This window comes from Pseudomonas multiresinivorans (assembly GCF_012971725.1).
In the GTDB taxonomy this organism is placed as follows: Bacteria; Pseudomonadota; Gammaproteobacteria; order Pseudomonadales; family Pseudomonadaceae; genus Pseudomonas; species Pseudomonas multiresinivorans.
Genome location: NZ_CP048833.1, coordinates 5,327,026 through 5,354,007 on the forward strand (window position 1 = coordinate 5,327,026; position 26,982 = coordinate 5,354,007).

Here is a 26,982-nt window from a genome sequence, read left to right on the forward strand (position 1 = left end):
GGACTCTCTCCGGCGGCCCCGCACGGGAGACAGCGCAATGGACGAAGCCAGACTCAACGAATTCATGGGCAAACTGGTCACCGACATGGGTGGCGCGGCCATGCTCGCCAACATCATTCTTGGCGAAGAACTTGGCCTGTACAAAGCCATGGCGGACGGCATGGCCGTGACTCCGGAGCAATTGGCCGAACGCACCGGCTGCAATGCCCGCCTGCTGCGCGAATGGCTGAGCGCCCACGCCGCCTCCGGCTACATGGAGCATCGGGACGGCAATTTCCGCCTGCCGGAAGAACAGGCCATGGCCCTGGCCATCGAGGACTCGCCGGTCTATGTCGCCGGCGGCGCCTCCGTGGTCGCTGCGCTGTACCACGACAAGGACAAGCTGGTCGCCGCCATGCGCGGCGATGGCGCCCTGGCCTGGGGCGATCACCATCCCTGCATGTTCTCCGGCACCGAGAAGTTCTTCCGCCCCGGCTATCGCGCGCACCTGGTCGCCGAGTGGCTGCCGGCGCTGGAAGACGTGGTCGGCAAGCTCGGCAATGGCGCGAAGGTTGCCGACGTCGGCTGCGGCCACGGCGCCTCGACCATCGTCATGGCCCAGGCCTACCCCTCCTCGAACTTCGTCGGCTTTGACTACCACCAGCCGTCCATCGAGGTGGCCAACCGGCGTGCCGAACAGGCGGCCGTCGCCGAGCGCGCCAGCTTCCAGCGGGCCAGCGCCAAGGACTACCCCGGCAACGACTACGACCTGATCTGCTTCTTCGACTGCCTGCACGACATGGGCGACCCGGTGGGCGCCGCGCAGCACGCGCGCCAGGCACTCAAGCCCGACGGCACCGTGCTGCTGGTGGAGCCGTTCGCCAATGACCAACTGGACGACAACCAGAACCCGGTTGGTCGGTTGTTCTATGCCGCCTCCACCTTCATCTGCACGCCCAACTCGCTGTCACAGGAAGTCGGCCTGGGGCTGGGTGCCCAGGCCGGCGAGGCACGTCTGCGCAAGGTGTTCGAGGAAGCCGGCTTCAGCCGCTTCCGCCGGGCGGCCGAAACGCCGTTCAACCTGATCCTCGAAGCGCGCCCCTGAATCGCCGGGAAATTGCCTGCAGCGCCCGTGATCCGGGCGCTGCAACTTCGAAACAATTCGTCATTTGCCCGTCATCAATCCGTTATGTGGCCCATTGAAACTCGCAGGCTTTCAACCCAGGGAAGCCCCCGAGATGTTCAACAACAAAGCCAACAAAGCTGCATCCCTCGCTCTGCTCGTCGCCGCCCTCGCTGGCTGCGCCGCCCAGGCTCCGGTAGTCAGCAAGGAAACCACGCCCAACAACGACGACTGGTACCTGGTGCGTACCGACGAGACCCTGTACTTGTTCGATGACGCCGCCGTCTACCGCGACTACATCGTGACCGGCAAGACCACCTACACCAAGGAAGTGGGCGAGAAGGACAAGTTCGGCCAGAACGTCGTCCTGGTCGTCCGCGCCGAAGACAAGGACAAGGACGCGAAGAAGGTCGCGTCCTACCAGTTCTACAAGCAGAGCCTACCGCCGGCCGCCGGCTTCTATGGCGAAATCCGCCAGGAAGGCGTGATCTACGTGGCCCAGCGCTACGGCGACATGGTCGACATGAACGGCCTGGGCGAACCGATCTTCCGCCACACCGAAATCGCCAGCGGCCCCAACGGCGAGCGCGTGGTGTACCTGATGCAGAAGGAAGAGAAGAAGCCGGTCGGTCTGATCGCGCGCTTCCAGAAGATCTACGGCATCACGCCCGCCAAGGGCTGATGACGAAAAAGCGCGCATTCCGGGGAGGGAATGCGCGCTTTTTCATGGCCGGCGCCGCAACGGCGCAGGTGTGCGCTAGCTGGAAGACTCCAACTGCACCACAGAAATCGTGTTCGGCGCCTCGATCCCCCAATCACCGAACAGATACCAGTCATCGCCGAGCATCTCGGCCGGATGCATGGTGCGGTCCGCGCCATTGCCGCAGGCCAGGTTGGTCGCCGGGCAATAACGGTCGCAGCCCCAGCAGATGCGCTCGGGGTGCGGCGGGTTGAGCGGGAATTTCTTGGCCATGGTCAGGCCCTCGGAGGTTTCCTTGTGGGATTCCTGAAGGCTATTCCTGTCGGACCGGCCTGCTCCTTGATCTGAGACAAGCGCGTCCGGATTTCACCCACGGCTGTTTATGCGCGGAAGTGGCTCGGCGGCTGGCCACTCCAGCGCTGGAAGGCATGGCGCAGGCTGGCGGTCTCGCTGAAGCCGAGCTCCTCGGCGATGCGGTAGATCGGCATGTCGCCGTCCTGCAGCAGTTCCTTGGCGCGGGCGAAGCGCAACTCGTCGAGCAATTGCTGGTAGCTGGTCTGCTGTTGCTGCAGGTGGCGGCGCAGGCTGCGCGAGGAGCAGTTCAGGCGACGCGCCAGTTCTTCCAGGCCCGGCGGCTCCTGCAGGCGTTCGCCGAGGATCGCGCGGACCTTGTCCAGCCAGGCGCGGCGGGCGGCCAGGTCGATGTTCTGGCGTCGGCACTGCTCCAGCATCTCGCGGTGCGTCACGGCATCAGCCAGTGGCAGGCGCATGTCCAGCCAACTGGCGGGGAAACCGATGGCGCTGCGCGAGCAGTTGAAACTCAACTGGCAGCCAAACAACGTGGCGTAGGCCGCGCGGCGATCGACCGGACCTTCGTAGTCGAACTCAGCACGCACTAGCGGCAACGGCTGACCGAGCAGGTCCGCGCAGGCCACTTTCAGCGAGCCCAGGCACAGCTCGGTGTTGAACGGGCGCATGTCCTCCTCCTCTCCGTAGCCGGTGGCGACCAGCCAGGCCATGTCGCCGTCCACTTCCAGCGCGAGGTGGAAGTAGGTGCCCAGCAACACCGGATAGCTCAGGCCGATTCGCAGCGCCTCGCCCAGGGTCGGCGCGGAGATCAGCGCGTAGCCGAGCAGACCATAGGCGGTGATCCGCGTGCGCACGCCCAGGCGCAGGCCGAGGGCCGGTTCACCGGCGAGGTTCTGCACATTGCCGAAGACCTGCTGCTCCTGCCAGGGGCTGACCAGCCGGCGCAGGTCGAGCAGGTCGTCGCCGGTGATGCCGCTGCCCTCGAGGATTGACTCGCGACTGTGCCCCTCGGACTCCATCAGCGCGACGGTCAGCGAGGTCATATGCAGGGAGTTGAGCCAGGTGGAGCGGGAGAAGGTCAGAGGATTCATTCGATGCCCATCGTAGACGCTACGGCGCCCCCGTCAGTGTTACCAGCACGGGGGCAGGTCAGGAGCAGGCAAGTTGCGTGCCGGCCACCCAGCGTGGCCGGATCGATCCCCATCTTACGGGTCTCGAGCGCGATGCGGAACTTTCGAGGCTCCGCGGCAGGGTTACCTTTGCGGACATCGGAACGGTGCAGGCGCACCGTTTCCGAGCTCAACCGCGGCAGAACTCAACCACGGGAGAGGAAGCGCATACCCTCTTCCAGGCCGCTCAGGGTCAGCGGGAACATCTGCTCCTTCACCAGCTCGCGCACGAGGCCGGTGGAGGCGGTGTAGTTCCAGGTGTCCTTGGGGTACGGGTTGATCCAGATGAGCTTCTTGTACTTCTCCATGAAGCGCTGCATCCAGACGTAGCCGGCCTCCTCGTTCCAGTGCTCGACGCTGCCGCCGGCCTGGGTGATCTCGTACGGCGCCATGGCGGCGTCGCCGACGAACACCACCTTGTAGTCCGGCCCGTACTTGTGCAGCAGGTCGAAGGTGGCGGTGCGCTCGCTGGAACGGCGCAGGTTGTTCTTCCACACCGACTCGTAGATGAAGTTGTGGAAGTAGAAGTATTCGAGGTGCTTGAACTCGGTCTTGCAGGCCGAGAACAGTTCCTCGCAGACCTTCACGTGGGCGTCCATCGAGCCGCCGATATCCAGCAGCAGCAGGAGCTTCACGGTGTTGCGGCGTTCGGGACGCATCTGGATGTTGAGCAGGCCGGCGTCCTTCGCGGTGTGGTCGATGGTGCCGTCGATGTCCAGCTCTTCCGCCGCGCCCTCGCGGGCGAACTTGCGCAGGCGGCGCAGGGCGATCTTGATGTTGCGCGTGCCCAGCTCGACCTGGTCGTCGAGGTTCTTGTACTCGCGCTGGTCCCAGACCTTGGCAGCCTTGCCCTGGCGCTTGCCGGCGTCGCCGACGCGGATGCCCTCGGGGTTGAAGCCGCCGGAACCGAACGGGCTGGTGCCGCCGGTACCGATCCACTTGTTGCCGCCGGCGTGGCGCTCCTTCTGCTCTTCGAGGCGCTTCTTGAACTCCTCGATGAGCTTGTCCAGGCCACCCAGGGACTGGATCTGCGCGCGCTCCTCGTCGGTCAGCAGGCGCTCGAATTCCTTGCGCAGCCACTCTTCGGGGATCAGCGCCTTGAGGTGGTCGTCGAGCTTTTCCAGGCCCTTGAAGTAGGCGCCGAAGGCCCGGTCGAACTTATCGAAATGGCGCTCGTCCTTCACCATGATGGTGCGGGCGAGGTAGTAAAACTCGTCCATGTCGGCAAACACGACGCGGTGCTTGAGCGCATCGATCAGGTCGAGCAGCTCGCGCACCGACACCGGCACCTTGGCCGCGCGCATTTCGTTGAACAGGTTGAGCAGCATGGCTGCACCCTCTCATGAAGCAGGTGCTCTTCGTAGGAGCGAGCTTGCTCGCGAATAAATTAACCGGCAGCTCAATCTCTGGACGGTTCGCGAGCAAGCTCGCTCCTACAACAAAAGAGCAGATTCGGTGATCAGCGCGAAGCGCGGCGGCTCATGAAGGCAAGACGCTCAAGCAATTGAACATCCTGCTCGTTCTTCACCAGGGCGCCAGCCAGCGGCGGAATGGCCTTGGTGGGGTCGCGCTCGCGCAGCACGGCTTCGCCGATGTTGTCGGCCATCAGCAGCTTCAGCCAGTCCACCAGCTCGGAGGTGGAGGGCTTCTTCTTCAGGCCCGGCACCTTGCGCACGTCGAAGAAGATGTCCAGTGCCTCGCTGACCAGCGTACCGCTGATCTTCGGGTAGTGAACGTCGACGATCTTCTGCAGGGTCTCGCGATCGGGGAAAGCGATGTAGTGGAAGAAGCAACGGCGCAGGAAGGCGTCCGGCAGCTCCTTCTCGTTATTCGAGGTGATGATGATGATCGGGCGCTGCTTGGCCTTGATGGTCTCGTTGGTCTCGTAAACGTAGAACTCCATCTTGTCGAGTTCCTGCAACAGGTCGTTGGGGAATTCGATGTCGGCCTTGTCGATCTCGTCGATCAGCAGGATCACGCGCTCTTCGGCCTCGAAGGCCTCCCAGAGCTTGCCCTTCTTGATGTAGTTGCGCACGTCGTGGACCTTATCCACGCCCAGCTGCGAGTCACGCAGGCGGCTGACCGCGTCGTACTCGTAGAGGCCCTGGTGGGCCTTGGTGGTGGACTTGATGTGCCAGGTGATCAGCTTGGCGCCGAAGGATTCCGCCAGCTGCTCGGCGAGCATGGTCTTGCCGGTACCCGGCTCGCCTTTCACCAGCAGCGGGCGCTGCAGGGTGATGGCGGCGTTGACCGCCAGCTTGAGGTCGTCGGTGGCGACGTAGGACTGGGTGCCTTCGAACTTCATCGGTGAATCCTCGAACGATAGCTGGCCGGGCGTTCTGCCGGGCCGGGCGAGTGGTCGGACAAGCTGCGACTATACCGCGCACCCAAGGCGAGTGTGAACGCAGACGCGGCATTCAGTCATTGAATGGCGGGTCAGGGGGTGACTGATCGCGATTAGCCCACAATGACAAGTTTACTTTACATCGCAGAATTCTCGATGTTAAGTTCGCTTTACATCACAAGGAGACCGCGATGAATCCCGCCCTGCGCCGCTATACCCTGTCCTGTGCCGCCCTCATGTTCATCTACTCCGCCCTGGTGGCGCTGATCAGCTGGGGGCTGGACCTGCAGAAGCTGCCGTATGCCCTGCGCGTCCTGGCCGCCGCCTCTCCGGCGTTGCCGCTGCTGGCGATGCTCTACGTGTTCGACCGCTACCTGCGCAGCGAGCCGGACGAATTCCTGCGATTCCTCCTGTCCCGCGCGGCGATGCTGGCCGGCGGCGTGGTGGTCGGGCTGTTCAGCGCCTGGGGCTTCCTCGAACAGTACGCCGAGTGGCCGCGCTTCCCGGTGATCCTCGCGTTCCCGCTGTTCTGGGCCGCCTACGGTATCGCCGTGGTGCTGCTGCGCCGCCGCTTCGCCTGAAGGAGCTGAGGAGCAGCCATGCACAATCGCCTCAAGGAGCTGCGCGCCGAGCACGGCTGGAGCCAGCAGGACCTCGCCACGCGACTGGGGGTTTCGCGGCAGAGCGTGATCGCCATCGAGAGTGGCAAGTTCGACCCCAGCCTGCCGCTGGCCTTTCGTATAGCCCGCGCCTTCGGCCTGCCGATCGAAGCCATCTTCAGCGATGCGCAGCCCGACTGAGCCGGGCGCCCCGACTGGACGCGAACGCCCGCCGGGCATAGGCTGCTGGGTCTGCACAGCTCCAACCTAAGGAACGCATCATGAGCCGCATCTACGCCGACAACGCGCAGTCCATCGGCAATACGCCGCTGGTCCAGATCAACCGCATCGCCCCGCGCGGCGTCACCATCCTGGCCAAGATCGAAGGCCGCAACCCCGGTTACTCGGTGAAGTGCCGGATCGGCGCCAACATGATCTGGGACGCCGAATCCAGCGGCCGCCTGAAGTCGGGCATGACCATCGTCGAGCCGACTTCCGGCAATACCGGCATCGGCCTCGCCTTCGTCGCCGCCGCGCGCGGTTACAAGATGATTCTGACCATGCCCGCCTCCATGAGCCTGGAGCGCCGCAAGGTGCTCAAGGCCCTGGGCGCGGAAATCGTCCTGACCGAACCGGCCAAGGGCATGAAGGGCGCCATCGCCAAGGCCGAGGAAATCCTCGCCAGCGACCCGGCGAAATACTTCATGCCGGCGCAGTTCGACAACCCGGCCAACCCGGCGATCCACGAAAAGACCACCGGCCCGGAAATCTGGAACGATACCGATGGCGCGGTGGACGTGCTGGTGGCCGGCGTCGGCACCGGTGGGACCATCACCGGCGTGTCGCGCTTCATCAAGAACACCAAGGGCAAGCCGATCCTCTCGGTGGCCGTGGAACCGGTTGCCTCCCCGGTGATCAGCCAGGCGCTGGCCGGTGAGGAGATCAAGCCCAGCCCGCACAAGATCCAGGGCATCGGCGCCGGCTTCGTGCCGAAGAACCTCGACCTGTCGCTGGTCGACCGCGTCGCCACCATCGCCGACGAGGACGCCAAGAGCATGGCCCTGCGGCTGATGCAGGAAGAAGGCATCCTCTGCGGCATCTCCAGTGGCGCCGCGATGGCTGCGGCGGTGAAGCTGGCCGAAGAGCCGACCATGCAGGGCAAGACCATCGTGGTGGTGCTGCCGGACTCCGGCGAACGCTACCTCTCCAGCATGCTCTTCGACGGCCTGTTCGAGGACCAGGAACTGGTCCAGTAAGCCCTTGCCGCCCCTGTCTGGGGCGGTTTCCTACCGGCCGTTCCGATCGGATGCGGCCTGGGTCACGTGCGCTGTCTGCGGACCCGCAGGCAGCCATGGCCCCTCGCCATGTTCCGGCAAAATGGTTAATTCTTGCCCAGCCCCGCGACACAGCGTCGCCCATCTCCAGCCGATGGGCCGGGCATTCCGCACCGTTGTCAGGAACACAAGAATGAAAATTTCCGCCCCGTTGCTCTCCACCCTCGCACTCTCCCTCGCTGTCTCCGCCGGCGCCGCCCAGGCCGATAGCGTCAAGATCTACAACTGGTCCGACTACATCGCCCCGGACACCGTGCCGACCTTCACCAAGGAAACCGGCATCCAGGCGACGTACGACGTCTACGACAGCAACGAAACCCTCGATGGCAAGCTGATGACCGGCAAATCCGGTTACGACATCGTGGTGCCGTCGAACCACTTCATGGCCAAGCAGATCCAGGCCGGCGCGCTGAAGAAGCTGGACAAGAGCCAGCTGCCGAACTGGAAAAACCTCAACCCGGTGCTGATGAAGGCGCTGGAAGTGAACGACCCGGGCAACGAGCACGGCTTCCCCTACCTGTGGGGCACCACCGGCATCGGCTACAACCCGGCGAAGATCAAGGAAGTCCTCGGCGACAACGCGCCGATCGATTCCTGGGACATCTTCTTCAAGCCCGAGTACATGGAAAAGCTGGCCAAGTGTGGCGTAGCGGTGCTGGACAACGGCCCGGAACTGCTGCCGATCACCCTGAACTACCTGGGCCTGCCGCATCACAGCCAGAAGCTGGATGACTACAAGAAGGCCGAGGAAGCGCTGCTCAAGGTGCGTCCGTACATCCGCTACTTCCACTCCTCCAAGTACGTCAGCGACCTGGCCAACGGCGAGATCTGCGTAGCCGTCGGCTTCTCCGGCGACATCCTGCAGGCCGCCACCCGCGCCAAGGAAGCCAAGAACGGCGTGGAAATCCAGTACTCCACCCCGAAGGAAGGCTCGCCGCTGTGGTTCGACATGATCGCCATGCCGAACGACGCGCCGGATGAGAAAGCCGCCTACGCCTTCATGAACTACCTGCTGCGCCCGGAAGTGATGGCTGGCGTCAGCAACTACGTGCACTACGCCAACGGCAACCTGGCCGCCGACCCGCTGGTGGACAAGGCGATCAAGGCCGACCCGGCGATCTACCCGCCGCAGGACAAGATGGCCAAGCTGTTCGCCCTCGAATCCATGCCGATGAAGATCGACCGCGTACGTACCCGTACCTGGAACACCATCAAGACCGGCAAGTAAGCGTCACCCTTGCCTGACAACGCGCGGCCCCGGCCGCGCGTTGTCGTTTCTGCCGATTGCACCGGGCCGGATTTCGCAGACGGAGCCCGCTCCCATGAGAGATGCAGGAGGCAAACTCCTTGTAGGAGCGAGCTTGCTCGCGAACCGATTCCATCGCGGGGCCATTCGCGAGCAAGCTCGCTCCTACAAAAAGCACCAGCACCAGCACCAGCACCAGCACCAGCACCAGCACACCAGTATCCTGCCCGCGCGGTAGTTTCTGTCGCAGGAATCGCGCATTGCCGCGCAACTCGCACAGGCCTCGCCAGCGGTGGCTCAGGCAGCTATAGTCAGCCCACGCAGCCTTCGCTGCCCCACTGAACAGGTTCGCCGTCCATGTCCCGATACCCATTGCCCGATCCGGCAATCATCGCTGCAGCCTCCCCGGCACGCGGCGCGGGTGCGGCCTGCCCTCCTCCCCCTGTCGTCGCTGTCGCGTCGCCTCCGCCACCCGGTGCGGCCTACCCGCCACCCGGCGTGAGCTTCTGACGCCTCACGCGTTTTTCACCGCCTGGTTTTCCGCGTTCAACTGACACGGCTCCCGGTATGTGTCCGGCCCTAAGCAGGCCGGTCGTGATCTGCCTGACGACAGGTGCATTGCATGATTTCGTTCACTCGTTCTTCCCTGGCCGGACTGGCCAGTACCTCGTTGTTCGTGCTGCTGTGGAGCAGCGCCGCCATCATCAGCAAGTGGGGCCTGGCCCACGCCTCGCCAATGGTGTTCCTTATCGCCCGCTTCGGCACCGCGCTGCTGGCACTGCTCATCCTCTCGCCTTTGATCGGTCTGCGCTGGCCGCGCGAACGCAAGCAGGTTCGCCATGCCGTGCTCACCGGTCTGGTGATGCTGGGTATCTACCCGATCTTCTACCTGATGGCGCTGGACCTGCACGTCACCCCCGGCGTGATCGCCACCGTACTCGGTGTGCAGCCCATGCTGACCAGCTTCCTGCTCGAACGCCGGCATTCGGCGCCGCGTCTGGGTGGCCTGGCGCTCGGACTGACCGGGCTGGTGATGGTGGTCTACCAGAGCATCGGGCTGTCCGGGCTGACCTTCGCCGGGCTGGCCTGCTGCCTGCTGGCGCTGCTGTCGATCACCGGCGGCTCGATCCTGCAGAAGAACATCCGCGAGAATCCGCTGGGCACCCTGCCGCTGCAGTACATCGCCGGGCTGGCGCTGTGCGTCGCCGTGGCGCCCTTCCAGCCGCTGCACGTGGAGTGGAATGCTGCGTTCATCCTCAGCGCGCTATGGATGGGGCTGATGGTCTCGGTGCTGGCTACCGTGCTGCTCTACCGGATGATCGCCGCAGGCAACCTGGTCAACGTCACCAGCCTGTTCTACCTGGTGCCTGCCGTCACGGCGCTGATGGATTACGCGGTGTTCGGCAATCGCCTGTCTGCCCTCGGGCTGCTGGGCATGGGGCTGATCGTGATGGGGTTGATGCTGGTGTTTCGCAAGACGGCTCCGGCGCGGGAAGCTGGAAACGCACAAGTGGTGGATAACGGGTAGTCCACCGTGGAGCCTGCTCCCTCTCCCTAACCCTCTCCCTTCAGGGAGAGGGGACTGTGCAGCGCCGCCTGGAAGGTCCGAGCGGTCCTGCCAACACCGGAAGAACTCGGGCGTACAACTCGCAGAGGGCCGCTCCCTCTCCCTTCGGAGCGGGGCGCGCAGCCAGGGCTGGGGTGAGGGGAACCTGCTGCGCCGAACTTTCAGCGCCGCCCCTCACTACCCAATCACCCCGCCGCCTCCACCTTCGGCTGCGGCGCCGGCCGCAGCACCAGCCACAGCGCCGCAGCGATCAGCACGCCACCCTGCAGGTGCGCCCAGGACAGCGACTCATCCAGCAGCAGCACGCCCCAGAACACGCCGAAGGGCGGGATCAGGAAAGTCACCGTCATGGTCTTCAGCGGGCCGATGCTGGCGAGCAGGCGGAAGTACAGGACGTAAGCGAAGGACGTGCAGAGAAAACCCAACCCGGCCAGGGCCAGCAGGACTTTCGGTTCCAGCAGCGGCGCCAGCGGCATGTCCAGGCTGGTGCCGAGGAAGAACGGCAGCAGGCACAGCGTAGCGCCGGTCTGGCTGCCCAGCGCCGAGACGCCGAAGTCCAGGCCGCCCTGGTCGTTGATCCAGCGCTTGGTGATGAAGCCGGCGAAGCCGTAGCAGGTGGTCGCCACCAGGCAGGCGGCGGCCCCCCAGAGCAGCCCGGCATCGAACGGTACCGGGCCGGCGCGGGTCAGCACCGCAACGCCCGCCAGCCCCAGCAACACGCCCAGCGACTTGGCGCCAGTCAGCGCCTCGCCGAAGAACAGCGAGCCGATCAGCACGCCCATCAGCGGCGTGGTGGCGTTGAAGATCGCCGAGTAGCCGGCCGGCAGGAACTGCGCTGCCAGGCTGTACATCAGTACCGGGATGCCCGAGCTGATCACGCCGATGAGCAGGATGCGCCCGAACTTGCCGCGAAAATCCCAGCGCGTGCGCATTACCAGCAGGATCACCACCAGCCCGACGGCGGACAGGAACACGCGGAAGAACGCCGTCGGCATCACCCCGATGGCCGGCACCAGTTGGCGCATGAACAGGAAGCTGGCACCCCAGATGGCGGCCAGGGCGAGCAGGTTCAGTAGAGCGGCGGGGTTCATCGCGAACGGCTCCAGGGCAGGTAAGCCACCAGACTACGCTGGTGGAAAATCACATCCATCCACAGCTGACTTTCAAAGTCCACCGTCAGCTTCCGCGCAGGCGCGCCATGCTCAGCACGTCGGCGTAGATGCCGTCGCGAATGGCGTACTCGCGCAATTGGCCTTCCACTTCGAAACCGAACTTGCGGTACAGCGCGATGGCCGGAGCGTTGTCGGTGTAGACGGTCAGCTCGACGCGGCGCAGGGCCATCCAGTTGTCCGCAACCTCCAGCAACTCCGCCAGCAACCGCGTGCCGACGCCACGCCCCTGCCAGGCAACCGCCACGCCCATGCCGATGCTGCCGCAATGGCTGCGTCGCACACGCGGGAACTGTTCGATGCTCGCGCTGCCGATCACCTGGTCCTGGTGCATCGCCATCAGCGTTACCCGCCGCTCGTCATCCAGCACCAGTCGCTTGCGCCAGAGGTCCGGCGCCTGATGCGGCATCTGCAGCACCTGGCGACACACGGCCGGGTCGTTGTAGAGGGCCGCGAGGCCATTGATGTGCTGCTCCGTGCAACGCTCGATGCGGATGCCGTCCATCGTTTATTCAGCTCCTTGCCAGAAAGAACGGGTCGACCAGCATACGTGGGATACGCCCGGGAAAGCTGCACGATCACCCGGAGAATTCGTCCTTTCCCTCGCCGTTGCCCGTGGCTAAGCTCGCTGCACAAGAACTCTGCAGAGGCGCTCCCATGGCTCAGCACTGGCCGGCGACCGAGATCGCGACCCTGATCCTCGAAGGCTTCGACGACTACCGCGCGCAGTTCCACCGGATCACCGCCGGTGCGCCGGCGCGCTTCGAACAGGCACATTGGCAGGAAGCGCAGCAGGCCTCGGCCGAGCGCATCAACCTGTATGAGGAAAAGGTCGCCGAGACCGTCGAGCGCCTGACCCGCACCATGGCCGGCATCGACCTGGTGGATGTGGAGCGCTGGCCCATCGCCAAAAGCGCCTACATCACCCTGATCGACCCGCGGCTGGACGACGAGCTGGCGGAAACCTGGTTCAACTCGATCTTCTGCGGCCTGTTCAGCCACGACAACATCAGCGACGGCACGATGTTTGTCCACACCACCCGGCCCGCGCTGCGTGCCCACTCCCGCGATCCGCACACGCGCCTCTACCGCCCCGCCGGCAAGCTGCGCCAGGCGCTGGAGAGCATCTTCGACGACTACCGGTTCGCCGTGGACTACGACGACCGCGAACGCGACCTCGAGCGCATGGATCACCTGCTGCACGCCAACCTGCCAGACTGGGTGTGCAAGGACCCGACCCTGACCATCGAGCTGATCGGCTCGGTGTTCTACCGCAACAAGGGCGCCTACCTGGTGGGCCGCCTGTTCACCCCCGAGGAGCAATGGCCGCTGGTGTTCCCGCTGGTCCACCACGAAGGGCGCGGCATCCAGTTCGACACGGTGATCACCGACGAGGCCGAGGTCTCGATCATATTCTCCTTCACCCGCTCCTACTTCATGGTCGACGCGCCGGTGCCGGCGGAGATGGTCGCCTTCCTCAAGCGCCTGCTGCCGGGCAAGCACATCGCCGAGCTGTACACCTCCATCGGCTTCTACAAGCAGGGCAAGAGCGAGTTCTACCGCGCGCTGATCAACCACCTGGCGGCCACCGACGACCGCTTCGTCATGGCCCCGGGCGTGCGCGGCATGGTGATGAGCGTTTTCACCCTGCCCGGCTTCAATACGGTGTTCAAGATCATCAAGGACAACTTCAACCCGGCCAAGACCGTGGACCACGCCACGGTGATCCAGAAGTACCAGTTGGTGAAGAACCACGACCGCGTCGGCCGCCTGGCCGACACCCAGCAATTCGCCGACTTCCGCTTCCCGGTGAGCAAGTTCGACCCCGAATGCCTGGCCGAGCTGCTGGACGTGGCGCCCTCCACCGTGGTGCTGGAAGGCGACGTGGTACTGATCCGCCATTGCTGGACGGAGCGCCGCATGACCCCGCTGAACATCTACCTGGAACATGCCACCGAGGCCCAGGTGCACGAGGCGCTGTACGACTACGGGCTGGCGATCAAGCAACTGGCGGCGGCGAACATCTTCCCCGGCGACATGCTGCTGAAGAACTTCGGCGTGACCCGCCATGGCCGCGTGGTGTTCTACGACTACGACGAGATCTGCTACCTGACCGAGGTGCACTTCCGCCACATCCCGCCGGCGCGCTACGAAGAGGACGAGCTGTCCTCCGAGCCCTGGTACTCGGTGGGACCGATGGACGTGTTCCCGGAGGAGTTCCCGCGTTTCCTGTTCGTCGACCTCAAGCTGCGCCGGCAATTCGCCAAGCTGCACGGCAACCTGTTCGACGCCGACTACTGGAAGGGATTGCAGGAGCAGATTCGCGCGGGGAAGGTGATCGATGTGTTCCCCTACCGCCGCCATGAATCACCGGAGGAAGCGCTGGCGCGCTGATCTCCGCTCGATGCCACGGCCAACATGAAAAACGCGCCAATCGGCGCGTTTTTCCTGGGCGGCGGGCACTCAGATTTCCACCTGCGTCCCCAGTTCGATCACCCGGTTCAGCGGCAGGTTGAAGTAACGCAGGTTGCCGTTGGCGTTCTTCAGCAGGAAGGCGAACAGCGCCTCGCGCCAGCGCGCCATGCCGATCAGCTTGGACGGGATCACAGTCTCGCGGCTGAGGAAGTAGGTGGTGCGCATCGGGCTGAAGTCCAGCTCGTTGAGGTGGCACAGCTTGAGCGCCTGCGGGATGTCCGGGTCCTCGATGAAGCCGAAGTGCAGCACCACGCGGAAGAAGCCCTCGCCGTAGGCGTCCACCTCGAATCGACGGTCCGGGGCAACTCGCGGGCTGTCTTCGTTGACCACCGTGAGCAGGACGACCTGCTCGTGCAGCACCTGGTTGTGCAGGAGGTTGTGCAACAGCGCGTGGGGCACGGCGTCGGTACGCGCGGTAAGGAACACCGCGGTGCCCTGCACGCGGTGCGGCGGCTGCGAGCGGATGCTGGAAATGAACAGCGGCAGCGGCAGCGAGCCTTCGTCGAGGCGGTCCACCAGCAGCTGGCGGCCGCGCTTCCAGGTGGTCATCAGGATGAACAGGCCGATACCGGCGATCACCGGGAAGGCACCACCCTGGACGACCTTGGGCAGGTTCGCGGCGAAGAACAGGGTATCGACGAGCAGCATCATCAGGAAGAACGGAATCGCCAGCCACAGCGGCCACTTCCACATCAGCCAGATCACCACGCCCATCAGCAGCGTGGTCATCAGCATGGTGCCGGTCACCGCGACGCCGTATGCCGAGGCCAGTGCGGCGGAGGATTCGAAGCCCAGCACCAGCAGCACCACGCCGACCATCAGCGCCCAGTTCACCATGCCGATGTAGATCTGCCCCTGCTCGTGGCTGGAGGTGTGCTGGATCACCATGCGCGGCACATAGCCGAGCTGGATGGCCTGGCGGGTCAGGGAGAATGCGCCGGAAATCACCGCCTGGGATGCAATCACGGTCGCCGCGGTGGACAGCGCCACCAGAGGCACCAGCGCCCAGCTCGGCGCCGTCAGGTAGAAGGGGTTACGCGCGGCTTCGGCGTTGACCAGGATGGTCGCGCCCTGGCCGAAATAGTTGAGCACCAACGCCGGCAGCACCAGGGCGAACCAGGCGCGGGCGATGGGCTTGCGGCCGAAGTGGCCCATGTCCGCGTACAGCGCTTCGGCACCGGTCAGCGCCAGCACGGTGGCGCCGAGGATCGCCACGCCGATGCCCGGATGCGAAATGAAGAAGTTCAGCGCCCAGCCCGGGCTCATTGCCTTCAGCACTTCCGGCTGCTGCGCCACGCCATAGATACCCAGTGCCGCCAGCGCAAGGAACCAGGCCACCATCACCGGGCCGAAGAGGATGCCGATGCGCGCGGTGCCGTGCTTCTGGATGAGGAACAGGCCGACCAGCACGATCAGCGAGAGCGGCACGACCCAGTGTTCCAGTCCGTCGAAGGCGATTTCCAGGCCCTCGATCGCAGAAAGCACCGAAATCGCCGGAGTAATCATGCTATCGCCATAGAAGAGCGCCGCGCCGATCAGGCCGGCGATCACCACCATCGCCTGCAGCTTGTGGCGTCCGGTAGCGGCGCGACGGGCCAGTGCGGACAGCGCCATTACCCCGCCCTCGCCCTGGTTGTCGGCGCGCAGTACGAAGATCACGTACTTGATCGACACCACCCAGATCAGCGACCAGAAGATCAGCGACAGCACGCCCAGCACGCCGTCGTGGTTGGCCTGCACACCATAACCGCCTACGAAGACTTCCTTCAGGGTGTACAGCGGGCTGGTACCGATATCGCCGTAGCAGACGCCCACGGCACCGACCATCAGGCCGATCGCGGAGCTGGAATGGGGCTGTTCATGCTCAACGGTGCCGGCGCTTGCATCGGACATGTAACAAGATTCCTCAAAAAAATTCGGCGCATCCTGCTCCGACCCTTTCGTCGATGCAAGAGCCGGCTGCGAAGGTTCTGAATGACTATAGAGCCTGTTGCCTACAATTACCGGGCAATCGGGGCTCTCCCGCTGCGTGCGACAGCTTGTCCCAGAGAGGCTGGTCAAGTGCGCGGGACGCCGCTAGAATTGCGCACTTTTTGATCAGAGGCGCCGCCAGCGCGCCCTTCGAGGTTAGCCGCACATGTCCACCGCCACACCCAAAGTCGGGTTCGTAAGCCTTGGTTGCCCTAAAGCCACGGTCGATTCCGAACGCATCCTCACCCAACTGCGCATGGAGGGGTACGAAATCGTCCCCACCTACCAGGACGCAGACGTGGTGGTGGTGAACACCTGCGGCTTCATCGACAGCGCCAAGGCCGAATCCCTGGACGCCATCGGCGAAGCCATCGCCGAGAATGGCAAGGTGATCGTCACCGGCTGCATGGGCGTCGCTGAAGACAGCATCCGTGACGTGCACCCCAGCGTGCTGGCCGTGACCGGCCCGCAGCAGTACGAGCAGGTCGTCAATGCCGTCCACGAGGTGATCCCGCCCAAGGCCGAGCACAACCCGCTGATCGACCTGGTGCCGCCGCAGGGTATCAAGCTGACCCCGCGTCACTACGCCTACCTGAAGATTTCCGAAGGCTGCAACCACAGCTGCAGCTTCTGCATCATCCCGTCCATGCGCGGCAAGCTGGTCAGCCGCCCGGTGGGCGACGTGCTCAGCGAAGCCCAGCGCCTGGTGAAAGCCGGCGTGAAAGAGCTGCTGGTGATCTCCCAGGACACCAGCGCCTACGGCGTGGACCTGAAGTACAAGATGGACTTCTGGGACGGCCAGCCGGTGAAGACCCGCATGCTGGAGCTGTGCCAGGCGCTCTCCTCGATGGGCGTGTGGGTGCGCCTGCACTACGTCTACCCGTACCCCAACGTCGACGATGTGATTCCGCTGATGGCCGAGGGCAAGCTGCTGCCCTACCTAGACATCCCCTTCCAGCACGCCAGCCCGAAAGTGCTCAAGTCCATGAAGCGCCCTGCCTTCGAGGACAAGACCCTGGCGCGCATCAAGAAGTGGCGCGAAATCTGCCCCGAGCTGACCATCCGCTCCACCTTCATCGTCGGCTTCCCCGGCGAGACCGAGGAAGACTTCCAGTACCTGCTGGACTGGCTGACCGAAGCCCAGCTCGACCGCGTCGGCTGCTTCCAGTACTCCCCGGTGGAAGGCGCCCCGGCCAACGACCTGGGCCTGGAAATCGTCCCCGATGACGTCAAGCAGGACCGTTGGGAGCGCTTCATGGCGCACCAGCAGGCCATTTCCGCCGCCCGCCTGCAGCTGAAGATCGGCAAGGAAATCGAAGTGCTGATCGACGAAGTGGATGACGAAGGCGCGGTCGGCCGCTCCTACGCCGACGCCCCGGAAATCGACGGCGCCGTGTACATCGACACCTTCGATGTGAAGCCGGGCGACAAGGTGCGCGTACGCATCACCGACGCCGACGAGTACGACCTCTGGGCCGAACTGGTCTGATCCGCAAAAGCCCCGCTGATGCGGGGCTTTTCATTTCTGCTATTGGAAAGCCCATGACCAACAACGACGTACTGCGCAGCCTGCGCTACCTGCTGGACATCCGCGATGCGCAGGTCGCCGAGATCACCGCGCTGGCCGGCTTCAACCTCAGTGCCGAGGAAGTCGGCGCCTACCTCGCCCGCGACGACGAGCCGGACTTCAAACCCTGCAGTGACCGCGTGCTGGCGCACTTCCTCGACGGCCTGATCGTGCATCGCCGTGGCCGCGATGAATCGCGCCCGCTGCCGCCGGTGGAACTGCCGCTGACCAACAACATCACCCTGAAGAAGCTGCGCGTGGCCTTCGAACTGCGCGACGACGATATCCTCGCGATCCTCGACAGCGTCAGCTTCATCGTCACCAAAACGGAACTGGGCGCGCTGTTCCGCAAACCCGGCCACAACAACTACCGCCCCTGCGGCGACCAGTTGCTGCGCAACTTCCTCAAGGGCCTGACCCAGCGCCAGCAGCACTGAGATCGACATGCTCTATCGCCTGGCCGCCGACGCCGTTGTCCTGTTCCATCTGGGCTTCATCATCTTCGTGCTGCTCGGCGGCCTGCTGGTGCTGCGCTGGCCACGCCTGGCGTGGTTGCACCTGCCGGCGGCGGCCTGGGGCATGGCGGTGGAATTCGTCCACCTCTATTGCCCACTCACACCGCTGGAGAATCACTTCCGCGCCCTGGCCGGCGATCACGGCTACAGCGGCGGCTTCATCGAGCACTACCTGATCCCGCTGATCTACCCCGCCGGCCTGACCGAGGCGACCCAGGTCGTCCTCGGCCTCATCGTGGCCGCAGTCAATCTGCCGCCTTACCTGCTTCTGCTGCGCCGGGTGCTGCGTTCGCGCTGAGCGGATTGTCCATCGGCAGATAGGCCAGGCTCGCCTCCTTGTTCTTCGCGTGCCCCAGGCGCTGGCCATTGTTGAGCCCGGACTCGATCAGCCGGTGATCCGCCGTCAGCCAGTTCAGCGGCTGCGTACCTTCATGGGTCACCTGGGAAATGATCAGGGTGCGCGCCGGGTCCCAGTCCTCACCAGTGCGCTGGCGCAGCCAGGCGAACAAGGCGGCACTGTCGCCCTGCGGATAGTCGGAATGGATATAGAGGAAGGGATGGGCCTGCCGTTCGCCGCGCTTCTGCAGATAGATCGGCAGGCGCGCGTCGTCATCGCCGAGGACCAGTACCCGCCACTGCGACCAGGGCGCCGTCTGCTCCGCGGCGGCACGCACCTCCCTGGCGAAGAGCGGAACCCCGCCGCCGCCATTGCTCCAGGGGTACGCCACGCCCACCACCAGCAGCATCGCCACCGCTGCGGCGCCGACCGCCCGCGGCCAGACCCTCCCCAGCCCGGCCAGCTTGCGTTCATGCCGCCACTCGATCACCCACCACGCACCCAGCAATTGCGCGAAAGGCACCAGCGGGAGCACGTAGTAACTGCGCCGGCCACCGCTGGCAGTGAAGAACGCGAACAGCAGCACCAGCGCCCAGACCAGCCAGCGCGCGTTGGGCTCCAGTTGCTTCCAACGGCGCGCAGCGAACCACAGGCCAAGCACCCATAACGGCGCCCAGGGCAGTGTGTAGGCGGGAAGGTAAAGCAGGTAGGTATAGATCGGCCCCTCGTGGTCGAAGGGCTGGAAGAAGCGCACCACGTTCTCGCGGAACACCAACGCCAGGCCACTCTCGCCGTAGCTGGGCTGACCGTAGAAGTGCGACAGAACGAAGGGAATCGCATACACGCCGCCGGCCACTACCAGCGCCGCCAGCAAACGCAGGTTCAGGTGCCGGCGCCAGCGCCCCGCGCTGAGCAGATGCGGCAGCAGCACCAGCCCCGGCAGGACGAAGCCGATCAGCCCCTTGCACAACGAGGTCAGCGACAGGATCAGGAAGAAGCCCAGGTAGCTCCTGAATCGCGTGTCTTCCGGGTCACGCCAGTACCAGGCCAGCGCCGCCAGCACGCCGAACACCGTGAGCATGTCCGCCGTCGCCACCCGCGCCCAGAACAGGAAGTAGAAGGTGGTTGCCAGCAGCCAGCCGGCCAGCACGCCCGTGCCCTTGCGCAGCAGGCGTTCGCCCAGCCACCAGGTGAGCCAGATGCTGCCCAGCCCGGCCAGCACGGTGCTGAGGCGCAGCGTCCAGTGATTGAGACCGAACAGGCTGGCCGGCGCGGTGATCAGCCAGTAGGACAGCAGCGGTTTGTCGTAGTACGGCGCCCCACGCAGGTACGGATCGAAGTAGTCGCCTGACTGCAGCATCTGCAGCGAGATATCCGCCCAGCGCACTTCCGGGCCCCAGACCTCGCGCCAGCCCAACCCGAACAGCAACAGCAGCGCCGAGACGCCCAATAGCAGCGCCAATGCCTTCCGATCCTTGCTCCAACCCTGCATCACCTGGCCCCCGACCAACCGAATGTGCGGCGGACACTAGGGCAACGAAGGTTATGCGCAGGTTAAGAAAATGCAGCCGCCGCGTAATGCGCCGCCATTTCCCGATTGGATAGTGCTCGGAGCGCCCCGCTCATCCCGCTAGGGTGAGGCGAAAAACCAGCCAGGAGAGGCTCATGCACCCGTACTTTTCCCTCGCAGGCAAGACCGCACTAGTCACCGGAGGTACCCGCGGCATCGGCCGGATGATCGCCCAGGGCCTGCTCGAAGCCGGCGCCAGAGTCATCATCTGCGCACGTGACGGCGTCGCCTGCGCCGACACCGCCGCCGAACTGTCGCAGTACGGCGAATGCATCGGCCTGCCGGCCAACCTCGCCACCGAGGAAGGCGCCCGTGCCCTGGCCCTGGAGCTGAACGAGCGCCTGGACCACCTGGATATCCTGGTCAACAACGCCGGCACCACCTGGGGCGCGCCGCTGGACAGCTACCCGGCCGCTGGCTGGGAAAAGGTCATGCAGCTCAACGTCACCGCCGTGTTCAGTTGCATCCAGCAACTGCTGCCGCTGCTGAAGAAGGCCGGCAGCGCGCAGAGCCCGGCGCGGGTGATCAACATCGGTTCGGTGGCCGGTGTCACCTCCCACGGCGAGAACGCCTATGCCTACGGCCCGAGCAAGGCCGCGCTGCACCAACTCTCGCGCATGCTCGCCCGTGAGCTGGTGGGCGACCACATCAACGTCAACGTCATCGCCCCCGGCCGCTTCCCCAGCAAGATGACCCGCCACATCGCCAACGACGATCAGGCCATGGCCGAGGACACCGCCGTCATCCCCATGCGCCGCTGGGGCCGCGAAGAGGAAATGTCCGCCCTGGCCATCAGCCTGGCGAGCGCCGCCGGCGCCTACATGACCGGCAACATCATCCCCATCGACGGCGGCTTCCACCTCGGCTGAAGCCCGCTGCGAGGGGAATCGGGTACCATGGCGGCCCCTGCAAAAAGCCTCTGCCGCCATGTCCCACACCCTCTCGCCCATCGGCTACGTCCGCTCCTGCTTCAAGGAGAAGTTCGCCATCCCGCGCCAGCCGCAACTGGCTCCGGCCGCGACCGGCGTACTGGAACTGCTGCCGCCGTTCGACACGGGCAACGCGGTAGAGGGCCTGGAGCAGGTCAGCCACGTCTGGCTGATCTTCCTCTTCCACCAGGCGCTGGAAGACAAGCCACGGCTGAAGGTGCGCCCACCGCGGCTGGGCGGCAACCAGTCGATGGGCGTCTTCGCCACCCGCGCCACCCACCGCCCCAACGGCCTCGGCCAATCCGTGGTGAAACTGGAAAAGGTCGAGCCCGGCCGACTCTGGCTATCCGGCATCGACCTGCTCGATGGGACGCCGGTGATCGACATCAAGCCGTACGTGCCCTACGCCGACATCGTGCCGGACGCACGCAACGCGATCGCCGATGCACCACCTGCGCCAATTCCCGTTCACTGGAACGACGAAGCCCTGCGCCAGGCCAATGAACACGGCCTGCGCCTCGGCCAGCCGGTGCGCGAGCTGATCGAGCAGTGCCTCGCCCAGGACCCGCGCCCGGCCTACCAGAAGCCGCCGCCCGAGCGCCGCTACGGCGTGCGCCTGTGGGATCTGGACGTGCACTGGCACTACCCCGCCGACGGCGAAATCTGCGTGTTGGACGTGCAGCGCGCCTCCGACTGAAACCCGCCTCAGTCCACCGGATTGAGGGCGATCACGTCGCTCTCGAAGCACTCCTGCTCGATGATCAGCGGTTCCACCAGCGGGCGGCTGTCGCGGAAGTGTGCGGTCTGCGTGTGCGCCTCGTAGGCCGCGTCGTCGCGGTAGATCTCGTAGAGGTAGATCACGTCCGGATCGAGGCGATCCTGGGACACATCGAAGACCAGGCAGCCGGGTTCGCTGGACACGGAAGCGGCGGCATTGGCCTTGATGGCATGGAGGAAATCTTCGGCGCTACCGGGTTTCACGCGGGTCTTGATGAACAGACTGTACACAGGGCGTTCCTTTTGTTTTAAATTTGAAATCAAATTGTATACAAAAAAGGAACCGCGTCCATGTCCGATCTCCCTGCCCGCCCCGGCCGCCTCAACGGCCTGCGTCACCTCGCCTTGCTGGTGCCGAACCTGGAAGAGTGCGAGCGCTTCTATGTCGATGTGCTCGGCATGGAAGTGCTGAACCGTGCCAACGAGGACCTGGTGTACCTCACCTGTGGCAACGACAACCTCTCGCTGGGTCGCGGCTTCGGTGCCGCCAACGGCCTGCAGACCATGGATCACTATGGTTTCGTGGTGGACAGCGTGGAAGAGCTGGAAGCCTGGTACCAATACTTCAAGGCACGCGGTGTGACGCTGCTGGACCGCCCCTTCGACCATGGCGACGGCGCGCGCAGCTTCCACCTGCTGGACCCGGCGGGGAACAAGGTGCAGCCGTTGTATCACCCGGCAGTTTCCGGGCAGCGCCTGGCGTGAGGCACCTGTAGGAGCGAGCTTGCTCGCGAACCGGTATGCACCGTGCCTTGCAGGTTCGCGAGCAAGCTCGCTCCTACAAAGAGCTTTTGTCTGGGGCAGAAATCCAGGCATAAAAAAACGCCGCGCTCCCAAAGGAATCGCGGCGTTCTTTCGACCGAACCGTCGGACGCTGCTTACTTCTCGACGAAGGCGCGCTCGATCAGGTAGTCGCCGGGCTCGCCCATGCGCGGGGAGATCTGCAGGCCGAAGCTGTTCAGCACTTCGCTGGTCTCGTCGAGCATGCTCGGGCTACCGCAGATCATGGCGCGGTCGTCCTGCGGGTTCATCGGCGGCAGGCCGATGTCGGCGAACAGCTTGCCGCTGCGCATCAGGTCGGTCTGGCGGCCCATGCTGTGGAACTCTTCACGGGTGACCAGCGGGCAATAGATCAGCTTCTCTTTCACCATGTCGCCGAAGTACTCGTGCTCCGGCAGGACCTTGGTGATGAAGTCCGCGTAGGCCAGTTCGCTGACCCAGCGCACGCCGTGGACCAGGATGACCTTCTCGAAGCGCTCGTAGACTTCCGGGTCCTGGATCACCGACAGGAACGGCGCCATGCCGGTGCCGGTGCTCAGCAGGTACAGGTGCTTGCCGGGCTTGAGGTCGTCCAGCACCAGGGTGCCGGTGGGCTTGCGGCTGACCATCAGCTCGTCGCCTTCCTTCAGGTGCTGCAGACGCGAAGTCAGCGGACCGTCCGGGACCTTGATGCTGAAGAACTCCAGGTGCTCTTCGTAGTTCGGGCTGGCGATGCTGTACGCGCGCATCAGCGGGCGACCGTTGACTTCCAGGCCGATCATCACGAACTGACCGGTCTTGAAGCGCAGACCCGGGTTACGGGTGGTCTTGAAGCTGAAGAGGGTGTCGTTCCAGTGGTGCACGCTGAGAACGCGCTCGGTGTACAGGTTGCTCATCAAGGACTCCTAGGAGAAACGTGGCGCACCCCAGCAGATCCCGGACGTAGCGCAATTGCGCGACATTTTATAGGCGGCGACAATATCCGCAAAATAAATTATCTGGATATTGCTAATCCAAAACGCAGATAAGGCCGCATCATGTCGCCGCAAAAGGATACCTTCCGGGCATTTCAGCACCGGGGCGACGAAATGTCGCGCAGCCTTTTCGGAGCCATCATCCATGAAATTCACCCTGCGCCAGCTCGAAGTCTTCGTCGCCGTCGCCCAGCAGGAAAGCGTCTCCCGCGCCGCTGCAGGGCTGTCCATGTCGCAGTCGGCGACCAGTACCGCCCTGGGCGAGCTGGAGCGGCAATTCGACTGCAAGTTGTTCGATCGCTCCGGCAAGCGCCTGACCCTCAACGCCCTCGGCCGGCAGTTGCTGCCCCAGGCGGTGGCGCTGCTCGACCGCGGCAGCGAGATCGAAAACATGCTCAACGGCAAGAGCGCCTTCGGCTCGCTGGACCTGGGCGCCACCCTGACCATCGGTAACTATCTGGCGACCCTGCTGATCGGCACTTTCATGCAACGCCAGCCGGACTGCCGGGTGCGCCTGCACGTGCACAACACCGCCCACGTGGTGCAGCGCGTGGCGCATTACGAACTCGACCTCGGGCTGATCGAAGGCGACTGCCAGCACCCGGATATCGAGGTGCAGCCCTGGATGGAAGACGAACTGGTGGTGTTCTGCGCACCGCAGCACCCACTCGCCCGCGAAGGCCACGCGAGCCTGGAGCGGCTGACGGAAGAAGCGTGGATTCTGCGGGAGCAGGGATCCGGCACGCGGCTGACCTTCGACCAGGCCATGCGACACCACGTGGAACCGCTGAACGTGCGGCTGGAGCTGGAACACACCGAGGCGATCAAGCGCGCGGTGGAATCGGGACTGGGGATCGGCTGCATCTCACGCCTGGCCCTGCGCGATGCCTTCCGCCGCGGCAGCCTGGTCCCGGTGGAAACCCCTGACCTGGACCTGCGCCGGCAGTTCTACTTCATCTGGCACCGGCAGAAATACCAGACCGCGACCATGCGCGAGTTCCTGGAACTGTGCCGCAGCGAAACCGCCGGGGTGACGCGCAGCGACGATATCGTCCTGCCGATGATTCCCTGATCAAGCGCTGCTGCAGGACCACCAATGCACTTGTAGGAGCGAGCTTGCTCGCGAACGGGACACACCGTGCCTTTCAGGTTCGCGAGCAAGCTCGCTTACAGGCGATCAACCCAGCAGGATGCCCGCCCAGGTCACGGTGATGATGGTCAGCGCGACGAACTGGGCCGCGCTACCCATGTCCTTGGCGTTCTTCGACAGCGGATGGCGCTCCAGGGAAACCCGGTCCACCACCGCCTCGATGGCGGAGTTGAGCAGCTCGACGATCAGCGCCAGCAGGCACACCGCAATCATCAGCGCGCGCTCGCCACGGGTCACATCGCAGAAGAACGACAGCGGGATCAGGATGACGTTGATCAGCACCAGTTGGCGGAAGGCCGCTTCACCCTTGAAGGCAGCGGCGAAGCCGGCCAGGGAGTAGCCAGCAGCATTGAAGATACGTTTCAGGCCGGTCTGGCCCTTGAAGGGGGAAGCGGACACGTGCGGATCTCACAGGCAAAGGTCGCGGCACTCTATACCAGCGATCGTCAAAAAGGGGTCAAGGCCATTACAGAATGTGACGGCCCCTGAGCCGGAATGTGACGGGTTCAGGCCCCCGGCACCGACTCCATCTGCGCCAGCAACAGCGCCGCCTGGGTGCGGGTGCGCACGTTCAGTTTGCGGAAGATCGCGGTGACGTGAGCCTTCACCGTGGCTTCGGAGACGCTCAGCTCGAAGGCGATCTGCTTGTTCAGCAGGCCTTCGCAGACCATGGTCAACACGCGGAACTGTTGCGGGGTCAGGCTGGCGAGGCCAGCGCTGGCGGCGCGCACGTCATCGCTCATCTCGGTCACGGCATCCACCTGCGGCGGCCACCAGACGTCACCGTCAAGCACCGCGCGCACGGCCTGCTGCAGCACGCTCAGTTCACTGGACTTGGGGATGAAGCCGCTGGCGCCGAATTCGCGGGAGCGCTGTACCACGGCGGCATCTTCCTGGGCCGAGACCATCACCACCGGAATCTGCGGGTACTGCCCGCGCAACAGCACCAGGCCGGAGAAGCCGTAGGCGCCGGGCATGTTCAGGTCCAACAGCACCAGGTCCCAGTCGGCCTTCTCGTTCAGGCGCGCCTCCAGCTCCGCGATACTCGCGGCCTCCGACAGTCGCGCCTCGGGGCCAAGACCGATGGTCAGGGCCTGGTGCAGGGCGCTGCGGAACAGCGGGTGATCGTCAGCGATCAGGATCTCGTAGGAAGCCATGAATTTTCCTTGAAGGCCGCGTCGAAGTACTGCCGTGGATAACAGCCAGACTTGCGCAGGAAAGGTCGGAGCACGGATAGAGCACTGCTCGTCGCATTGTACGCAAAGACCACCCCCGGTGTCCGCCGCGAATACATCGCCCAACGGTACATACAGCGTGGCCTCAAAGCCCCTGCCAGTGTGCCCGCCGAGAAGCCGCGCCCCTTTCCAAAGGCCCGGCGTTACGGCAGAGTTCCGCTTTTTTTCCTGCCCGTTACGAGAACAAGATGAAAAGCCATGCGCTGCGCGCCGATTTCCTGATGCTGTTCACCGCGATGATCTGGGGGGTCTCCTTCGTCGCGCAACGCCTCGGGATGGATGCCATCGGTCCCTTCCTCTATACCGGCCTGCGCTTCACCCTCGGCGCCGTGGCACTGCTGCCGCTGCTGGCCTGGTCGAGCAAGCGTGGCGCCCAGCCGTTCAACCGCGGCCTGGTCCTGGCGGGCCTGGCCATCGGTACCGCGCTGACCGTGGGGATCAACCTGCAACAGGTCGGTCTGATGTTCACCAGCGTGACCAACTCCGGCTTCATCACCGGCCTGTACGTGATCATCGTGCCGCTGCTCGGCCTGCTGATCGGCCATCGCGCCGGCATGGGCACCTGGCTGGGCTGCGCACTGGCCGTGACCGGCATGGCCATGCTGAGCATCGGCCCGGGCTTCCACGTCGCCTCCGGTGACTGGCTGCAACTGACCGGTGCCTTCGTCTGGGGCGGCCACGTGCTGCTCGTCGGCCTGTTCGCCAGCCGCTACGACCCGATCCGCCTGGCCTTCCTGCAGTTCGTCACCTGCGCGGTGGTGAGCATGATCCTGGCCGTGGTGTTCGAAGAGATCCACTGGGATGCCATCGTCCAGGCCGCCCCTGCCCTGATCTACGGCGGCCTGTTCGGCGTCGCCACCGGCTTCACCCTGCAGGTCATCGCACAGAAGCACGCCATCGCCTCCCACGCGGCGATCATCCTCTCGCTGGAAGCTGTGTTCGCCGCCATCGCCGGCGCACTGTTCCTAAACGAAACCCTGCATGTGCGCGGCTATTTCGGCTGCGCGCTGATGCTGGCCGGCATGCTGGTGGCGCAGCTTTGGCCGAAGAAAGCCGAGGCCACGGCGGCCTGAAGCGCCCCCGCTCCTACACACGAAGCACGTATGTGTCGACTGTCGTAGGAGCGGACTCTGTCCGCGATCGACTCAACCCCGCTCCGACCGACCAGTTGGTGCCAGCCCCAC

28 protein-coding genes are annotated in these 26,982 nt (G+C 64.7%); 16 read left to right on the top strand and 12 right to left on the bottom strand.

Going from position 1 to position 26,982, the window contains the following annotated elements; all coding sequences use genetic code 11:
• The first annotated feature begins 37 nt into the window (after positions 1-37).
• Positions 38-1,084, top strand: coding sequence for a class I SAM-dependent methyltransferase (locus G4G71_RS24380; protein WP_169940834.1), 1,047 nt, complete (start codon positions 38-40; stop codon positions 1,082-1,084).
• A gap of 133 nt (positions 1,085-1,217) precedes the next feature.
• Complete coding sequence (locus G4G71_RS24385) at positions 1,218-1,784, top strand: hypothetical protein (protein WP_169940836.1); 567 nt, start codon at positions 1,218-1,220, stop codon at positions 1,782-1,784.
• Positions 1,785-1,859: 75 nt separating this feature from the next.
• On the opposite strand, the gene G4G71_RS24390 is transcribed toward G4G71_RS24385, so the two are convergent.
• The 4 genes from G4G71_RS24390 to G4G71_RS24405 all read right to left on the bottom strand — a co-directional run bounded on the left by G4G71_RS24390 (position 1,860) and on the right by G4G71_RS24405 (position 5,585).
• Positions 1,860-2,075 (bottom strand): DUF3079 domain-containing protein, encoded by a 216-nt coding sequence (locus G4G71_RS24390; protein WP_169940837.1) that lies wholly within the window; start codon positions 2,073-2,075, stop codon positions 1,860-1,862.
• A 107-nt stretch (positions 2,076-2,182) separates the two neighbouring features.
• On the bottom strand, positions 2,183-3,202 hold the full coding sequence (locus G4G71_RS24395; RefSeq protein ID WP_054908189.1) for an AraC family transcriptional regulator: 1,020 nt from the start codon (positions 3,200-3,202) through the stop codon (positions 2,183-2,185).
• 224 nt (positions 3,203-3,426) lie between these two features.
• A complete protein-coding gene (locus tag G4G71_RS24400; RefSeq protein ID WP_015476361.1) occupies positions 3,427-4,608 on the bottom strand; it encodes a vWA domain-containing protein in 1,182 nt (393 codons plus the stop codon).
• Between the two features lie 131 nt (positions 4,609-4,739).
• Positions 4,740-5,585 carry an AAA family ATPase gene (locus G4G71_RS24405; RefSeq protein ID WP_151187902.1) on the bottom strand — a complete coding sequence of 282 codons (846 nt, stop codon included), beginning with the start codon at positions 5,583-5,585 and terminating at the stop codon, positions 4,740-4,742.
• A 230-nt stretch (positions 5,586-5,815) separates the two neighbouring features.
• Here G4G71_RS24405 and G4G71_RS24410 point away from each other — a divergent pair, with 230 nt between their 5' ends.
• From G4G71_RS24410 to G4G71_RS24430, 5 genes are all read left to right on the top strand, one after another.
• Positions 5,816-6,205, top strand: coding sequence for a hypothetical protein (locus G4G71_RS24410; protein WP_169940839.1), 390 nt, complete (start codon positions 5,816-5,818; stop codon positions 6,203-6,205).
• An 18-nt stretch (positions 6,206-6,223) separates the two neighbouring features.
• Complete coding sequence (locus tag G4G71_RS24415) at positions 6,224-6,424, top strand: helix-turn-helix transcriptional regulator (protein WP_169940841.1); 201 nt, start codon at positions 6,224-6,226, stop codon at positions 6,422-6,424.
• 80 nt (positions 6,425-6,504) lie between these two features.
• A complete protein-coding gene (gene cysK, locus G4G71_RS24420; protein ID WP_169940843.1) occupies positions 6,505-7,479 on the top strand; it encodes a cysteine synthase A in 975 nt (324 codons plus the stop codon).
• A 211-nt stretch (positions 7,480-7,690) separates the two neighbouring features.
• Entirely contained in the window at positions 7,691-8,785 is a 1,095-nt protein-coding gene (locus G4G71_RS24425; protein WP_169940845.1) for a polyamine ABC transporter substrate-binding protein, read from the top strand.
• Between the two features lie 640 nt (positions 8,786-9,425).
• Positions 9,426-10,331, top strand: coding sequence for a DMT family transporter (locus G4G71_RS24430; protein WP_169940847.1), 906 nt, complete (start codon positions 9,426-9,428; stop codon positions 10,329-10,331).
• A gap of 224 nt (positions 10,332-10,555) precedes the next feature.
• On the opposite strand, the gene G4G71_RS24435 is transcribed toward G4G71_RS24430, so the two are convergent.
• The gene (locus tag G4G71_RS24435) at positions 10,556-11,461 is read right to left on the bottom strand and encodes a DMT family transporter (protein WP_169940849.1); all 906 of its coding nucleotides are present in this window, start codon (positions 11,459-11,461) and stop codon (positions 10,556-10,558) included.
• Between the two features lie 85 nt (positions 11,462-11,546).
• Positions 11,547-12,044 carry a GNAT family N-acetyltransferase gene (locus tag G4G71_RS24440; RefSeq protein ID WP_169940851.1) on the bottom strand — a complete coding sequence of 166 codons (498 nt, stop codon included), beginning with the start codon at positions 12,042-12,044 and terminating at the stop codon, positions 11,547-11,549.
• Between the two features lie 152 nt (positions 12,045-12,196).
• On the opposite strand from G4G71_RS24440, the gene aceK reads away from it, so the two are divergent.
• On the top strand, positions 12,197-13,933 hold the full coding sequence (aceK, locus tag G4G71_RS24445) for a bifunctional isocitrate dehydrogenase kinase/phosphatase (protein ID WP_169940853.1): 1,737 nt from the start codon (positions 12,197-12,199) through the stop codon (positions 13,931-13,933).
• Positions 13,934-14,002: 69 nt separating this feature from the next.
• Here aceK and G4G71_RS24450 read toward each other — a convergent pair whose 3' ends face one another.
• The gene (locus tag G4G71_RS24450; RefSeq protein ID WP_169940855.1) at positions 14,003-15,907 is read right to left on the bottom strand and encodes a potassium transporter Kup; all 1,905 of its coding nucleotides are present in this window, start codon (positions 15,905-15,907) and stop codon (positions 14,003-14,005) included.
• 244 nt (positions 15,908-16,151) lie between these two features.
• On the opposite strand from G4G71_RS24450, the gene rimO reads away from it, so the two are divergent.
• From rimO to G4G71_RS24465, 3 genes are read left to right on the top strand one after another with little or no spacing between them, the layout of a single operon-like run.
• Entirely contained in the window at positions 16,152-17,474 is a 1,323-nt protein-coding gene (gene rimO / locus G4G71_RS24455; RefSeq protein ID WP_169940857.1) for a 30S ribosomal protein S12 methylthiotransferase RimO, read from the top strand.
• Between the two features lie 53 nt (positions 17,475-17,527).
• Complete coding sequence (locus G4G71_RS24460) at positions 17,528-17,989, top strand: YehS family protein (RefSeq protein WP_169940859.1); 462 nt, start codon at positions 17,528-17,530, stop codon at positions 17,987-17,989.
• Positions 17,990-17,996: 7 nt separating this feature from the next.
• Positions 17,997-18,365 (top strand): DUF2784 domain-containing protein, encoded by a 369-nt coding sequence (locus G4G71_RS24465; RefSeq protein ID WP_169940861.1) that lies wholly within the window; start codon positions 17,997-17,999, stop codon positions 18,363-18,365.
• Here the strand turns inward: G4G71_RS24465 and G4G71_RS24470 are convergent.
• Positions 18,313-19,896, bottom strand: coding sequence for an ArnT family glycosyltransferase (locus tag G4G71_RS24470; RefSeq protein WP_169940863.1), 1,584 nt, complete (start codon positions 19,894-19,896; stop codon positions 18,313-18,315). The genes G4G71_RS24465 and G4G71_RS24470 overlap by 53 nt on opposite strands.
• A 173-nt stretch (positions 19,897-20,069) precedes the next feature.
• Between G4G71_RS24470 and G4G71_RS24475 the strand changes: the two genes are divergently transcribed.
• Positions 20,070-20,843 (top strand): SDR family oxidoreductase, encoded by a 774-nt coding sequence (locus tag G4G71_RS24475; RefSeq protein ID WP_169940865.1) that lies wholly within the window; start codon positions 20,070-20,072, stop codon positions 20,841-20,843.
• 58 nt (positions 20,844-20,901) lie between these two features.
• Complete coding sequence (gene tsaA, locus G4G71_RS24480; protein ID WP_169940867.1) at positions 20,902-21,600, top strand: tRNA (N6-threonylcarbamoyladenosine(37)-N6)-methyltransferase TrmO; 699 nt, start codon at positions 20,902-20,904, stop codon at positions 21,598-21,600.
• 8 nt (positions 21,601-21,608) lie between these two features.
• Here the strand turns inward: tsaA and G4G71_RS24485 are convergent, their stop codons facing one another.
• Positions 21,609-21,911 carry a heme-binding protein gene (locus G4G71_RS24485; protein WP_024765286.1) on the bottom strand — a complete coding sequence of 101 codons (303 nt, stop codon included), beginning with the start codon at positions 21,909-21,911 and terminating at the stop codon, positions 21,609-21,611.
• 60 nt (positions 21,912-21,971) lie between these two features.
• Between G4G71_RS24485 and G4G71_RS24490 the strand changes: the two genes are divergently transcribed.
• Positions 21,972-22,385: a VOC family protein gene (locus G4G71_RS24490; protein WP_169940869.1), complete on the top strand. Its 414-nt coding sequence runs from the start codon at positions 21,972-21,974 to the stop codon at positions 22,383-22,385.
• A gap of 173 nt (positions 22,386-22,558) precedes the next feature.
• Here G4G71_RS24490 and fpr read toward each other — a convergent pair whose 3' ends face one another.
• The gene (fpr, locus tag G4G71_RS24495; RefSeq protein ID WP_017517998.1) at positions 22,559-23,335 is read right to left on the bottom strand and encodes a ferredoxin-NADP reductase; all 777 of its coding nucleotides are present in this window, start codon (positions 23,333-23,335) and stop codon (positions 22,559-22,561) included.
• 223 nt (positions 23,336-23,558) lie between these two features.
• Here fpr and G4G71_RS24500 point away from each other — a divergent pair, with 223 nt between their 5' ends.
• Complete coding sequence (locus G4G71_RS24500; protein ID WP_024765289.1) at positions 23,559-24,485, top strand: LysR family transcriptional regulator; 927 nt, start codon at positions 23,559-23,561, stop codon at positions 24,483-24,485.
• Positions 24,486-24,590: 105 nt separating this feature from the next.
• On the opposite strand, the gene G4G71_RS24505 is transcribed toward G4G71_RS24500, so the two are convergent.
• Complete coding sequence (locus G4G71_RS24505; protein WP_024765290.1) at positions 24,591-24,962, bottom strand: diacylglycerol kinase; 372 nt, start codon at positions 24,960-24,962, stop codon at positions 24,591-24,593.
• A 107-nt stretch (positions 24,963-25,069) separates the two neighbouring features.
• Positions 25,070-25,720 carry a response regulator transcription factor ErdR gene (gene erdR, locus G4G71_RS24510; RefSeq protein ID WP_169940871.1) on the bottom strand — a complete coding sequence of 217 codons (651 nt, stop codon included), beginning with the start codon at positions 25,718-25,720 and terminating at the stop codon, positions 25,070-25,072.
• A gap of 266 nt (positions 25,721-25,986) precedes the next feature.
• Here erdR and G4G71_RS24515 point away from each other — a divergent pair, with 266 nt between their 5' ends.
• A complete protein-coding gene (locus G4G71_RS24515; RefSeq protein WP_169940873.1) occupies positions 25,987-26,871 on the top strand; it encodes a DMT family transporter in 885 nt (294 codons plus the stop codon).
• Positions 26,872-26,982: the final 111 nt, after the last annotated feature.